13 protein-coding genes are annotated in these 13,512 nt (G+C 62.5%); 4 read left to right on the forward strand and 9 right to left on the reverse strand.

All coding sequences use genetic code 11. The features are described from left to right. Window positions 1–75: 75 nt before the first annotated feature. The 7 genes from QO034_RS03725 to paaA all read right to left on the reverse strand — a co-directional run bounded on the left by QO034_RS03725 (window position 76) and on the right by paaA (window position 7,743). Window positions 76–3,093 carry a hypothetical protein gene (locus QO034_RS03725; protein WP_284484153.1) on the reverse strand — a complete coding sequence of 1,006 codons (3,018 nt, stop codon included), beginning with the start codon at window positions 3,091–3,093 and terminating at the stop codon, window positions 76–78. Between the two features lie 254 nt (window positions 3,094–3,347). After that, the gene (locus QO034_RS03730) at window positions 3,348–4,103 is read right to left on the reverse strand and encodes a Phenylacetic acid catabolic protein (RefSeq protein WP_284484154.1); all 756 of its coding nucleotides are present in this window, start codon (window positions 4,101–4,103) and stop codon (window positions 3,348–3,350) included. A 12-nt stretch (window positions 4,104–4,115) separates the two neighbouring features. Continuing rightward, window positions 4,116–5,183, reverse strand: coding sequence for a 2Fe-2S iron-sulfur cluster-binding protein (locus QO034_RS03735; RefSeq protein ID WP_284484155.1), 1,068 nt, complete (start codon window positions 5,181–5,183; stop codon window positions 4,116–4,118). An 11-nt stretch (window positions 5,184–5,194) separates the two neighbouring features. After that, window positions 5,195–5,653 (reverse strand): 1,2-phenylacetyl-CoA epoxidase subunit PaaD, encoded by a 459-nt coding sequence (paaD, locus tag QO034_RS03740; protein WP_284484156.1) that lies wholly within the window; start codon window positions 5,651–5,653, stop codon window positions 5,195–5,197. A 1-nt stretch (window position 5,654) separates the two neighbouring features. Continuing rightward, window positions 5,655–6,413, reverse strand: coding sequence for a 1,2-phenylacetyl-CoA epoxidase subunit PaaC (gene paaC, locus QO034_RS03745; RefSeq protein ID WP_284484157.1), 759 nt, complete (start codon window positions 6,411–6,413; stop codon window positions 5,655–5,657). Next, window positions 6,413–6,754 carry a 1,2-phenylacetyl-CoA epoxidase subunit PaaB gene (gene paaB / locus QO034_RS03750; RefSeq protein WP_284484158.1) on the reverse strand — a complete coding sequence of 114 codons (342 nt, stop codon included), beginning with the start codon at window positions 6,752–6,754 and terminating at the stop codon, window positions 6,413–6,415. Before paaB ends, paaC begins: the two co-directional genes overlap by 1 nt. Further along, window positions 6,751–7,743, reverse strand: a complete 993-nt coding sequence (gene paaA / locus QO034_RS03755) for a 1,2-phenylacetyl-CoA epoxidase subunit PaaA (RefSeq protein WP_284484159.1) — start codon at window positions 7,741–7,743, stop codon at window positions 6,751–6,753. The genes paaB and paaA overlap by 4 nt, the downstream gene beginning before the upstream one ends. Window positions 7,744–8,073: 330 nt before the next feature. Here paaA and QO034_RS03760 point away from each other — a divergent pair, with 330 nt between their 5' ends. After that, complete coding sequence (locus QO034_RS03760) at window positions 8,074–8,418, forward strand: hypothetical protein (RefSeq protein WP_284484160.1); 345 nt, start codon at window positions 8,074–8,076, stop codon at window positions 8,416–8,418. A gap of 63 nt (window positions 8,419–8,481) precedes the next feature. Here QO034_RS03760 and QO034_RS03765 read toward each other — a convergent pair whose 3' ends face one another. Together QO034_RS03765 and QO034_RS03770 are read right to left on the reverse strand one after the other, a co-directional pair. Next, window positions 8,482–9,345 (reverse strand): VWA domain-containing protein, encoded by an 864-nt coding sequence (locus QO034_RS03765; RefSeq protein WP_284484161.1) that lies wholly within the window; start codon window positions 9,343–9,345, stop codon window positions 8,482–8,484. 413 nt (window positions 9,346–9,758) lie between these two features. Then, window positions 9,759–10,736, reverse strand: coding sequence for a DMT family transporter (locus QO034_RS03770; RefSeq protein ID WP_284484162.1), 978 nt, complete (start codon window positions 10,734–10,736; stop codon window positions 9,759–9,761). A gap of 181 nt (window positions 10,737–10,917) precedes the next feature. Between QO034_RS03770 and QO034_RS03775 the strand changes: the two genes are divergently transcribed. The 3 genes from QO034_RS03775 (at window position 10,918) to QO034_RS03785 (ending at window position 13,512) form a co-directional block, all read left to right on the forward strand. Further along, complete coding sequence (locus QO034_RS03775; protein WP_284484163.1) at window positions 10,918–11,847, forward strand: ABC transporter ATP-binding protein; 930 nt, start codon at window positions 10,918–10,920, stop codon at window positions 11,845–11,847. Beyond that, window positions 11,844–12,605, forward strand: coding sequence for an ABC transporter permease (locus QO034_RS03780; protein ID WP_284484164.1), 762 nt, complete (start codon window positions 11,844–11,846; stop codon window positions 12,603–12,605). Before QO034_RS03775 ends, QO034_RS03780 begins: the two co-directional genes overlap by 4 nt. Before the next feature lie 109 nt (window positions 12,606–12,714). Then, window positions 12,715–13,512: a S49 family peptidase gene (locus QO034_RS03785; protein WP_284484165.1), complete on the forward strand. Its 798-nt coding sequence runs from the start codon at window positions 12,715–12,717 to the stop codon at window positions 13,510–13,512.

Here is a 13,512-nt window from a genome sequence, read left to right on the forward strand (position 1 = left end):
CGGAGATTCTGAAACCCCGACTGCCGGGACCGCCCAGCGGCAAGGGGCGGTGCGTCAAAGTCTGCGGGTCACGGGTCAGTGACCAGGGTCGTCCAGTTCCGCCAGCGCCGCCTTGGCCCCCATCAGCGCTTCGACGGCCTTGCGTTCGATGGTCTTGGCCTCTCTTTCCGCGCGAATGGCACCGGAGGCCATGTTGGCCACACGGGTGCAGCGGGCCTCTAGCTGTGGCAGGGTTTCGTCTCTCAGTTTTTCGATTTCCGGAGAAAGCGGCGGGGCCGCGCCCGCGATCCGGTCTTTGGCGTCCTGAACACGCTGATCCAGCCGCGCCTTTTCCAGTTCCATCATGCGGCGCGATTTCCTCAGGTCGCGGTGCTCGCCGATGGCGACGGTCATGGCCTGCCGTTTCTCGGCAACCGCCTCTTCGGCTCTGCGGCGGGCCGCCAGCGCCTTTGCCGCTGCGACCGCTTCCGGGGCCGCTCCACTGGCTTCCGCATCTTCCGCGAGCGTTTCGGCGGCGGTCGTTTCCACGCGCGCCTTTGCCAGGGCGATGGATTGTCCGTCCTGCCGTTCCTGCCAGGCATCGCGGCTTTGTGCATCGCGTTCACGACCACGCAGGAGCTTGTGCCTGGTTTCCGCCTGCCGGGCCGCTGCCTCGGCCGCGGCGACGTCTTCTTCGGCCTTCACCCGTTCGGGCGTGCCCGGCTCCTCGGCATCGCGCCTGCGCTCGGCATCCTCAAGGGCGGCCTTCCGAAGGTCGAGCTGTTCGGATGCGGTGTCTATATCGTCTTTCAGTTCGTCGAGATTGGCCTTCCGCCGGTCGGCGTCGTCCGCGAACATCAGGGCCACTGTTTCGATTTCCGCGATCCAGGCCTTTTTGACCTTCTCGAGTTCCGCCGGGCCCTGCGCCAGCGCCGCGCGCAGGCTGTCGGCCCGTTCGGCCCGTTCCGAAGCGACATTCGCATCCGTGGGCGCGGAAGCGCCGGCGTGCATCTCATCGTTCTTCTGAATGCTGAGATCGGTCGCGAGCTTCGAAGCCGCGGTCGCGGCGGCCTGTTCGGTGTTGAGCTTTTCCAGGTCTGCCTGCCGGGTCGTCAGCGCCGCCGCCGCCGCCGCGATCCGGTCCAGTTCTCCGTCATCGCCGCCATTGGCGATTGCCGCCTGCCGGCGCTTGTCGCGGTCGGCAACGGCTCCGGCCAGAGCGGTGACGTTCTCGTCGTCGATCTTTTTCACATCCGCCTTGCGTTGTGTCGCGGCGTCCAGCCTTGCCTGAAGCGCCGTCACGGCCGTTTCGGCGTCCGCGACCCGCTGTTTGGCCTGACCTTCCGCGATGCGGAGATCCTGGTTCTTCCAGTTCGCCCCGGTTTTTGGTCCACGCGCCGCCGTGGCCTGCGTGGCTGCGGTCCGGGCGGTCGCCAGATCTGCCTGCATCGACGCAAGGTCGGCTGCCAGCTTGGTTTCGAGCTGCGTGGCCTTGGCCAGGACATCGGCGGATTTCGCCTTGTCCGCCACTGCCTGGGCATGGCTTTCGGCACCGTGGAAAAAGCTTTTGTATTCCGTTTGCAGCGCCGGCCGGGCGGTGATCGCGTCAAAGGAGTCCGCAAGGCTGTCCTGCACTTCGGCCGCCTTGTCGTCGCGGGCCTTTGTTGCCCGTTCGGCCGTGGTTGCCGCCTCTCTCGCGGCCTGCCGGATGGCCTGAACCTCGTTCGAGGGCGCGGCATGGCGCTGTGCGCCGGTTTCGTTCTCGAACTTGGAAACCTCGACGCTGGCGTCCGGAAAGGCGGTGATGGTGCGAAAACCGCCGTCAGGCTCGGCCACGAGAATGACCTTGGATGACCGGACTTCGCGGTCGATCATCACAGCTTTCGCGCGCTTTTCGATGATCTCCGCCTTGTCGGCATCGCTTTTCTCTGCGTTCTGCGCAGCAAGAACCGCCGCGGCCAGTTCGGTGGCATCCAGCGTTCCGGTCGCCAGCTGTTGCGCCGGGTTCAGGGCGTTCCAGGCCGCATTTCCCATGGCCTGTTTCGCCGCATTTCGTTTTCTCTTTTCGGCGCTTGCGATCTTTTCGGGCGTCAGTTGCTCTGCGGTTTGCAGACCCTTGGCGCCGGGAAGTCGAACCCCGTGCTCATCCTGATACTCGTCCCCGACCTTCTTCAGGGCTACGGCATCCCCGACGATGGCACCGTCCGGCGCGTTCTTTGTCGTCTTCACGAACTTGTCGCCATCCCGTGCGGAGCCGTCCGAGCGTGCCGCATGGGCATCCGACAGGGCGTCTTCGACCATGTAGAGTCCGGCTTCCGGGGTGCCGGTCCGGCTGGCGTTGCCGACAGCGTGCGGGCCGAGTTCGCGCACATCCGGAACGGTCACGGTTTCCGGGCCATGGACGGTGCCGTCGTCGCCGACCCAGTTTCGGGTCTGCACAGTCTGCTGGCCGACCCCGGCGGGGCGCGGATCGTCGGGGGCAAAACCGGTGGCGATGCGGGCGGCATGTTCGTCCAGCGCCGTCTGGGGACCGTGGCGCGAGGCGTAATGCGACAGGTGCTGTTCCCCGGCTTCGGCGCTCAGGCGTTCCAGCGCGGCATTCTTGGCGCTCCGGTAATCCTGTCCGCCGGCCTGGTTGGAGCCGCGAAACGACATCAGCCTTTCCTGGACATAGCCCGCCGCGAATTTCGCACGCGCGACCGCATCCTTTGCCGCCCGGATTTCGGCCTTGCGCGGATCCGGCATCGCGGCCTCGATGTCCAGCTTGGCCAGTGCGATCTGTTCGCGGGTCACCGGCGCGATTGTGTTCAGGATCTTCTTTCCGTTCAATCCGTCTTCGTCACGCAGGAAGATGTCGGTCAGGTGTTCGGTCTTGCGCTGGGCCGTGGACTTGGCGCTTGTCGGATCGTCGGCCCGTCCGGTCCGTTTCAGCATGGCTTCGAGGCCGCTGTGATCGTCTGACGCCTTTTTCAGATGCGCCTGCCCCGAGTCGTCGCCCTTGCGCGCCGCGACATCCTTGCGTTCGGTTTTCCGTTCGTCGATGCGCGCCTGAATGAATTCTCGATCGGTGATGAAGGTCTTGAGAAAGTTCCTCTGGATGTCGTCGATCGGCATTGCGGCGGGTCCTCTTGGATCGGAAATCGAAAGTCGGCGGTGAATGGTCCTCGATCAAAAGGTCAGGAACGCCGGGAAAATACAACCCAAGGCGGTGCGGCCTTGGGGAATACTAGCCCGGAAACCGGCTTTCCGGCAAGTTCCGAGCCAGGGGTCCGGCGATTGAAATGCTGCCGCGCAGGGCAATGCGTTGAGCGTGCGGATTCCTTGGCCGCGCCGGCAAGCCGGGGCGATGCGCCGGTCGCTACCGGGCGTCAGGCCGTCAGGGACAGGCGGTTCAGGCTGGCGTCGAGGCTTTCCGCCCAGGCGTCGTGCAGCACCACGTTCGGCCGATGGCGCAGGCCCCATGCCCTGAGCTGGTCGAACCGGTCCTGAGACACGTCGCCGAAGATCGCGGCGACCCGAGGTCGCCAATAGGCCAGGGCATCCAGAATCGCGTTGCGCTGGCCTTGCTCCGTCAGCCTTGCCAGCCCTTCTTCGGCCAGTTCCACATGGCGCGTTTCGACAGGCGTGACTTCGCGCAGAACATCTGCCAGCGGCTGGTAGGAAACCTGCTGCATGTCCGACAGTTGCGCCACCACCGCCAGCCCCATGCAGAGGTTCATCGCGACCGCATCCGCCCAACCCTCCAACGGGTAGTTCAGGACCGACAGGCGCATGTCATGATCGCTGCGCCGGGTGCCGGGCTCCGCGTTGCGGGGCAGGCGGGCGGTCCAGGGATGGTGATTGGCGTAGCGATCCGTGTTCGCGCCGAATTCGCCCATCAACCGCAGCACCTTGTCGGCATTGTCGGTCTTTTCCAGAACGATCTTGGCGGCGGCGATGCGTTCCTTGATGCCGGGACCCTCGTTGATGACATCGGCGAACCCGGCCGCCCCGGCCAGTTCGCTGTCGACGAACGTCGCCATCATCTTCAGAAGTTCGGCCCGATAGCGGGGCGGCACATTCGTCGGGTTGGTCAGCTTGCCACCTTGTTCGAGATAGCGTTCGATGCTCATGTCCTGCGCCATGTCGGCCCCCTGTTACTGATCGTAATCCACGACAACGCGATCCGAGACCGGAAACGACTGGCAGGACAGCACATAGCCCTGCTGAACCTCGTAGTCTTCGAGCGCGTGGTTGGCGACCATTTCGACTTCGCCTTCGATGACCTTGCAGCGGCAGGTGGAACAGACCCCGGCCTTGCAGGCATAAGGCGCGTCGATGGCGTTTTCCAGGGCCGCTTCCAGCACGGTCTGATCCTTTTCCATGGTAAAGCTGCGGGCGGTGCCGTCCAACGTGACACTGGCCTGCGTCGTTTTCGCCGTTGCCGTTCCGTCCTGGGTCGCGGCCTTGCGCGCCAGCCGGCCAGGCTGGGCGCTGGCGAAGAGTTCGAACTTGATCTGGGCATCGCTCAGGCCGTGTGCCCGCAGGCTGGAGGCGATGCCCAGCATCATGGGTTCGGGGCCGCAGATATAGGCGATGTCGATGCTGTCGATGTCGACCCAATGCGCGAACAAAGCCTCGCATTTTCCGACATCCACCCGTCCGGTGAACAGATCGATATCCTGCGCGTCGGATTCCAGGATGTGGATAATCGTGAGCCGGCCCATGTAGAGGTTTTTCAGATCCTCCAGTTCCTCGCGGAACATGATCGTGCTCACGCCGCGGTTGGCATAGACCAGTGTGAAAGTGCTGCGGGGTTCCGCCTTCAGCGCGGTTTTCAGGATCGACAGCACCGGGGTGATGCCGGACCCGCCGGCAAACCCGAGGTAATTGCGTTTCTGCGTCGCATCCAGCGGGGTGAAGAAGCTTCCCATCGGCTCCATCGCCTGCAACGTGTCGCCGGGCTTCAGGTCTTCATTGGCCCAGGTGGAAAACGCACCGCCCTCCACTTTCTTGATGCCGACCTGCAAGATACCGTCGTCCTTGCCGGCGCAGATCGAATAGGACCTGCGCACCTCGGTCCCGTCGAAATCGCGGCGGAAGGTCAGATACTGACCTTGCGTAAAGACGAAATCCCCGCCCTCGACGGGCTTCAGGGACACGACGACGGCGTCCTTGATCGTCTTTCGGACATCGGTCACGGCAAGATCGTGAAAGCGCGCCATGGGGTGTCTCCTCAGATACACTTGAAATAGTCGAAGGGTTCCAGACAGCTCCTGCAACGCCAATGGGCCTTGCAGGGGGTTGATCCGAACTGGCTGATCTTTTCGACATCGGTGCTGCCGCAACGGGGGCAGGCGTCCGGGCCGCCGGCGGCGCGGGGCGGGGAGATGCCGAATTCCCGAAGCCTGTCGCGCCCCTTTTCGGACAGCCAGTCGGTGGTCCAGGGCGGCGAGATCCTTGTCCTGATCCGCGGGTTTGCAATCCCGTGATCGCGCAGCGCCGTTTCGATGTCCATCGCGATCACGCGTGTCGCGGGACAGCCGGAATAGGTCGGGGTCACGGCGACGTCGAGCTGGTCGCCGACCCATTGCACGTCGCGCACGATGCCAAGATCGACGACAGAAATCACCGGGATTTCCGGGTCGGGCACCTGGTCGAGCCAGCCCCAGATCTCGTCAATGGCGGGTTTCATGTCACCAGGTCGCGCCAGGGTAGGCCCGTTGCAGCCACTGCATTTCCGTCAGCATGTGCCCGAGATGTTCGGAATGGCGAAATCCGCTCTTGCCGCCCTTGTGCGCGAATGCGCTGTCCGGGATCGTCAGGGTCGCCGTCGCCATCACCTTTGCCAGGTGGTCGTCATAGGCTGCGCGCAGGTCCGTAAGGTCCGGTGCGATCCCGGCCTCTGCCATGGCGTCATCGACGCTGTCGGGGACGAACAATTCGCCCACATAGGGCCAGAGCAGGTCGAGCGCGGCCTGCATCCGGCGATGGCTTTCATCTGTGCCGTCGCCCAGTCCGATCACGGTGTCGCCGGACCGTTCCACGTGATAGGACGCTTCCTTCACCGCCTTGGCGGCGATTTCGGCGACACGTGGGTCGGTCGACCGCGTCAGCGCGTCCAGCATCGCCACGTGCCAGGCATCGAACAGGAACTGGCGCATCATGGTCTGGCCGAAATCCCCGTTGGGCTGTTCGGTGAGAAGCACGTTGCGGAAATCCCAGGCGTCGCGCAGCATTGCCAGATCGTCCGCGCTGCGCCCCTTGCCTTCGACTTCGCCGGCCAGTCCCAGCCACATCTGGGTCTGGCCGATCAGGTCGAGCGCCGTGTTGGCCAGCGCGATGTCCTCTTCCAGGACGGGGGCCGTGCCGCACCATTCGCTGACCCGGTGGCCAAGCACCAGCGTATTGTCCCCCATCCGGCAGAGGAACTCGAAAAACGGATCCGCGGCCATCACATCGCCCCTACATCGTCAGGAATGTCAAAGAAGGTCGGATGCCGGTAGACCTTGGATTCCGACGGTTCATAGAACGGACCCTTATCGCCGGGGGACGTGGCCGCGATGTGCCGCGCCTCGACGGCCCAGATGCTGACCCCTTCATTGCGGCGGGTATAGACATCGCGGGCGTTCTTGATCGCCATGTCCGCGTCCGGCGCATGCAGGCTGCCGACATGGCGGTGGCTCATTCCGTGCTGGCCGCGGATGAAGATTTCCCAAAGCGGCCATTCGTGCCGTCTGGGCTTTGTCGGCGGGGTTTCCGGGATGTCGGGATAGGCGGAGTTTGGAGAGCTCATTCTGCTGCGACCTTTGCTGCGGCGCGTTTCTCGGCATGGGCAAGAAGCCCGTCGCGCACCCATTTGCCATCGTCCCACGCCTTGTTCCGGGCGGCGAGACGTTCCACGTTGCAGGGGCCGTTGCCCTTGATCACGTCGAAGAATTCGGACCAGTCGGGTTCGGCGAAATCATAGCCGCCCTTGTCGTCGTTCCATGCCAGCGTTTCGTCCGGGACGGTCAGACCAAGGTATTCCGCCTGCGGCACGGTCTGGTCGACGAATTTCTGGCGCAGCTCGTCATTGGTGTTCATCTTGATCTTCCAGGCCATCGACTGCGCGGAATGAACGCTGTCCTGGTCCGAGGGGCCGAACATCATCAGCGACGGATACCAGAACCGGTTCAAGGCATCCTGCGCCATGCGTTTCTGCGCCGGTGTTCCGTTGGCCATCTTCATCATGATGTCATAGCCCTGCCGCTGGTGAAACGACTCTTCCTTGCAGATCCGCACCATGGCGCGGGCGTAGGGGCCAAAGGAGGTGCGCTGCAACGGCACCTGGTTCATGATCGCCGCGCCGTCGACCAGCCAGCCGACCGCGCCCATATCGGCCCAGGTCAGCGTCGGGTAGTTGAAGATGGAACTGTATTTCATCTTGCCCGACAGCAGATCCTCGGTCAGTTCGTCGCGGGACACGCCCAGCGTTTCGGCCGCGCAATAAAGGTAGAGCCCATGCCCGGCCTCGTCCTGCACCTTGGCCAGCAGGATCGCCTTGCGTTCCAGCGTCGGCGCGCGGGTGATCCAGTTGCCCTCGGGAAGCTGGCCGACGATTTCGGAATGCGCATGCTGGCCGATCTGGCGGATCAGCGTCTTGCGATAGCCCGCCGGCATCCAGTCCTTGGGTTCGATCTTTTCCCCCGCGTCGATCCGTTCCTGAAAGGCGCGTTCCTCGGCGGTCATGTCTTCGGGCGACTTCACGCCCTCGCCGGTGGATTTCACCATCTGTGCATACATCTGTCGTTCCTTTCGTCAGACCCGTTGCGCGATCGGGGCGATGCCCGGTGCCATGGTATCATATCCCCCTTGCCGCGGGGTAGTCCCGGAAAATCCGCCGTACGGATCAAAACACTTTTGACCGCACGGTCGGTATATCTGAGGATGCCGATTCCATGCAAGAAAAAGTTACGAAAATAACTATTTTTCCAAATTTCGTAACTCTACTGGCATTTTTCAGGCTCACCGGATGCCGATCCATTGTTTTGATGGAAGTGTCGGATGGTCGCTGATAGACTTGGGCGAAACCATCCGTGTTTGGGAGTATTTCGTATGATTTCAAGATGTTTCGTGGCCGGACTCGCGCTGGTTCTGGGGGCTGGCGTGGTGGCGCAGACGGCTCCGGAGGCGGATCCGGATTACCAGGCGACCTGCGAGGTGAGGGGGGTCAACGGCATGGTCACGCTTGTCTATTGTCCCGAAGAACTGAGTGCCGAGTCGTTTCGGCAGGAAGGGATCATCGCGTGTGACGGCCGGTTGCCCTGCGGTGCCTGGTTCTGGACCGATCCCGACCTTGTGCCCGCAGAGGCCCCGGACAGCCATGACAAGCTGGAGCCGGCCTCGATCGCCGGCAGTCATGGTGTCTGGATGAACGAAGCCAATCAGTTCTTCGAAATCGACGCCGAAAAACAATAAAAAAGGACCCGCAGCGATGGATGCTGCGGGCCCGGATCTTCAAGCGTCAAAGAACGCGTGGCCTTATGCGGCCTTGCGACGACGCCAGCCCATCAGGCCGAAAATGCCCAGGCCACCCGCCAGCAGCGGCAGAGCGGCCGGAACCGGAATCGGGTCGATCGTGCCGCCCGTGGTGATCACGGAGTTGACGATCTTCTTGTTGTAGACTGCGGTCATGTCTGCAAAGGTCGTCTCAATGACAAAGCATTCGGAAATCGTGTTCACGATTTGGGCGGAACTGCCAATCTGGCTACATCCCCCCTGTACGGCCGGACCGTTCAGGAAATCGGCCGGACCCGTCGGCGTCGGGTTCAGCGCAGTGTCAAAACCCATTGCTCCCAGAAGAGCCCGGTCTCCGGCGTCGAGGGCGGTGCCGATTGCTTCGAAGCTCATCGAATCCCAGCCTTCGCCAATCAACTCGCCTGCCTTGGCAACAAGCGTGACTTGATCTTGGCCCGTTGTGGGAACCGGGTCGCCGTCTGTCGCAAAGTTCAGGATCGACACATCGCCCAGGTTGCCGCTCAGTTCTTTCATGGCCTGCATCGCCGCGACATAATTGGTTGTGCTACCAATGTAAGCCGCGTTGTCGATCGCCGTGTTGAGCGCCGCGAGGTTTGCTGCCGAATCCAGCCGGATCGGTGTCGCGGTCACTTTGGTCGCGGTGTCTGAAAACGACACGATGGACACCGTGTATGTGACATTCGGATCGCTGATGTTAATCGTGTTCAATGCAGCCTTCAAGGCGTTCATCGTGTTGCTGAACTCGGAGTTGCCGACACTGCCGGACGAGTCAACAATGAACCCGAGATCGACTTCCGCAGCGAATGCCGCCGATGTCGACAAGGCCATCACGGCGACGCTGCCCGCTAAAAGTGTACGTTTAATCATATTTTCACCTCGTATGTTTTCGTACCCTGTGGAAACGCGGCTTAGCCGCGCTGCCGAACGTTAACATAGCTTCGCCACGGATTCGCCTTGTTTCTGACGATTGCATTGATTTTTTGTGATCTGCCCATACCTGCGGAAATTCGCCGACAACTTTAAAACACAAGTTTTATCAATATCTTGCGGGCAGTGGCGCGATGCGGATGTCTGCCCTTTCCCACATGCAACGGTTAATTTCCAATCGGGCTTGTTTCTGGCGGGGCCGGTTTTAGCGTTAACAGCGCTTCGCATTCGAGGTCGGTCATCTGCAATATTAAGTGATTCGGTTCTGATTTCAGTGCGGCAATTCTCTCTATGGTAGAAAGTCAATATTCAAATTAAATCAGTGCGGGATCGATGTAACCGCGCGGGGCCGTTCATCGCCGTTTGATCGCCGCCCGTGCGATCCGGCGTTTGTTCTGCTTTTCCCGAAGAAATACGAACAGACCGGACGCCACGATCAGGGCCATGCCGATCCAGATGGCCGCATCCGGCAGTTCCGCCCACAAGAGCCATCCCCAGAAAACCGCCATCGGCAGCAGCGCGTATTCGAAAGGAGCGACCGTCGCGGCATCCGCGAGGCGGTAGGCCTGCGCCAGGCAATAGCCGATCACCGCCGAATTCAGTCCCAGGCCGACGAGGGTCGGCCAGTCGCCGGAGGATGGCCAGACCCAGGCCCGAAACAGGAACCGGAGACTGGGCGACCCGGTGTCCTGGGCAAAGCGGCCGTCCCCGGCGACCAGCCAGAATCCCAGTGACACGAGGATGAAAACCATCTGGATATATACCGTCATCGCGGACGCCTTGCTCGTCGCACCAAGCTTGCGCGTCATCAGCTGCATGATCGCATAGGTCAGCGCCCCGAGGACCGGCATCAGCAGCACGGTGCGGCTGGCATCCAGCATCTCGCCATTCGCCCAGGGACGTTGCATGATCAGGACGCCGGCGAATCCGACCAGAACGGCCCCGATCCGCAGGGGACCCACCTTTTCCCCGAGGATCGGGATCGACAGGACGGTGATGAACAGCGGTGCCGCGAAGAACAGCGCCGTGGCGTCCGCCAGCGGGATCACGGCGAGGGCGACGAAAAAGCACATGTTGGAAACGACGATCAGTGCGCCGCGCAAAAGGTGCAAACCCGGATGGGCGGTGCGAAGGATCGCCCATCCGCCTTCCAACTGGACGAGAACGAGGGTGAAGATCAGCCCGATCGCGGACCGCGTGAAGATGATCTGGTGCAGCGGATAGCCCTCCGACAGTTGCTTGATCAGCATGTCGTTGATCGAGATCGCGGCCATGCCCGCGAGAACGAAGGCGATGCCGGCGCTTGGCCGGTTGTGGGTCGTTTCAGACATCGGGTGGCTCCTGTGCGCGGCTGGGACGGCCGCTTTCGGTATCGACCGCTACCACAGACCGGCGGCATGTCCAGCTTGCAATGACCCGCCGGTTCCTGCGTTTGCGCAGGCCGGTTTGTGCATCGCGGCTCTGGCGAGCCGGCGCAGGGCGGTCTAGGGTCGCCCGAAACGGGAGGCCGCCATGTCCGCAATTTTGTCGATCAGGGATCTGCGCAAGACCTATGACGGAGGGTTCGAGGCGCTCAAGGGCGTGACGCTGGACATTGAAAAGGGCGAGATCCTGGCCCTGCTCGGGCCGAATGGGGCTGGCAAGACGACCCTGATATCAATGGTTTGCGGCATCACAACGATCAGCGATGGACAGGTCACGGTGGACGGGCACGACATCCAGGCCGAATTCCGCGCGGCGCGGTCCCTGATCGGGCTGGTGCCGCAGGAAATCGCGCTGCAACCCTTCGAGACCGTGCTCAACACCGTGCGGTTCTCGCGCGGCCTGTTCGGCAAGTCGCGCGACGACGCGCATATCGAACGGGTGCTGCGCAAACTGTCGCTGTGGGACAAGAAGGACACGCAGATCACGGCGCTCTCGGGTGGCATGAAACGTCGCGTGCTGATCGCCAAGGCGCTCAGCCACGAGCCGCGGGTCCTGTTCCTTGACGAACCGACCGCGGGCGTGGACGTGGAACTGCGCCGTGACATGTGGGGGATGGTCGCGGATCTGAAGGCGGATGGCGTCACGATCATCCTGACCACCCACTACATCGAGGAAGCCGAGGCCATCGCCGACCGGGTCGGCGTGATCAACAAGGGGGAATTGCTGCTGGTGCAGGACAAGGACACGCTGATGGCACAGATGGGCAAGAAGCAGATCGAGGTGCAGCTGGCCGAGACCCTGAACGCGATCCCGCCGGTCCTGTCGGACTTCGGGCTCAGGCTCGGGGCGGGGGGCAACAGCCTGATCTACACCTACGACACCAAGGGCGAACGCACCGGCATCACCGGGTTGCTGAACGCGGTTTCCAATGCCGGTCTGACCCTGCGCGACGTGCAGACCCGCCAAAGCAGTCTCGAAGACATCTTCGTCGATCTGGTCGCAGGAGGCACCGCATGAACCTGACCGCCGTTTGGGCCATCTACAAATTTGAAATGCAACGGTTCTTCAGAACTCTGTTGCAGAGTTTCCTGTCGCCGGTGCTGTCCACGTCGCTCTATTTCGTGGTCTTCGGCGCCGCCATCGGCAGCCGCATCCAGGAGGTCGAGGGCGTGAGCTACGGCGCCTTCATCGTGCCCGGACTGGTCATGCTGTCGGTGATCACGCAAGCCATTTCCAACGCGTCCTTCGGCATCTACTTCCCGAAGTTCACCGGCACGATCTACGAATTGCTGTCCGCCCCCGTGAACTTTCTGGAAATCGTCATGGGCTATGTCGGCGCGGCGGCGACCAAGGCGCTGTTCATCGGCATCGTGATCCTGCTGACGGCGACGTTTTTCATCGATCTTCAGGTCGCGCATCCGGTCGCGATGGTCGTGTTCCTTCTGCTGACCTGTCTCAGTTTCGCGCTCTTGGGGTTCATTATCGGCATCTGGGCGGGCAATTTCGAACAGTTGCAACTGGTGCCTCTGTTGATCGTCACACCGCTGATTTTCCTGGGCGGTTCGTTCTATTCGATCTCGATGCTGCCCCCGGTCTGGCAGACCGTCACCCTGTTCAATCCGGTGGTCTACCTGATCTCGGGTTTCCGCTGGTCCTTCTTCGGCCTGGCCGACGTTCCGATCGGCTGGAGCCTGCTGGCGATCGCCGGTTTCACCGCGCTTTGCATCGCGGTCATCTGGTGGATTTTCAAGACCGGCTGGCGCATCCGGTCCTGAAACCCGCCGTGGCAATTTTGCCCGGACGTCGGGTCAAATGCGGATGCCCCGCAGTTCTGTTGGGTGCGACGCCTTGTTTGTCGCCGGGCGGCGTTCTACATCGGCTTTCATGAAATTGCGCATCCCCTTCATCAAGAACCCGCCACTGGTATCGGTCGTGCGTCTGGCCGGGGCCATCGGCATGGCGGGGCGCGGATCGCTGAACGACCATGCAATCGCTCCGATCCTGGAAAAGGCGTTCAAACGCGGCAAACCGGATCTGGTGGCGCTGGAGATCAATTCGCCCGGCGGGTCGCCGGTGCAATCCTCCCTGATCGGCGGGCGCATCCGCCGGCTGTCGGAGGAAACCAAGGTCCCGGTCGTCGCCTTCGTCGAGGATGTCGCGGCGTCCGGCGGATACTGGCTGGCGGCGGCGGCGGATGAAATCTGGGCCGACGAAAGTTCGGTGCTGGGGTCGATCGGCGTCATATCCGCCGGGTTCGGCGCGCATGTCTTCCTGGCCCGGCAGGGGATCGAAAGGCGGGTCTATACGGCGGGAAAATCCAAATCCCTGCTCGATCCGTTCCGCCCCGAGAACGAAGAGGACGTTGCCCGTCTCAAGGTCATTCTCGGCGATATCCACGACAATTTCATCGCCCACGTCAGGGAACGGCGCGGCGACAAGCTGGACACCACCAAGAACCTGTTCACCGGCGAAATCTGGCTGGCGCGGCGGGCCGCTGAACTGGGGCTGATCGACGGGGTGGGGCATTTGAAACCCAAGATGCAGGCCCGGTTCGGCGACAAGGTTCAGTTCCGCCGCTACGGTCTGAAACGCCCGTTCCTGTCCCGTTTCGGCGCGCGGGTAATCGACGATGCGGTGGCGGGCATCGAAGAGCGCGCGGCTTTTGCGCGGTTCGGGCTGTAA

The sequence above is a fragment of the Sedimentitalea xiamensis genome, assembly GCF_030164465.1.
GTDB lineage: Bacteria > Pseudomonadota > Alphaproteobacteria > Rhodobacterales > Rhodobacteraceae > Sedimentitalea > Sedimentitalea xiamensis.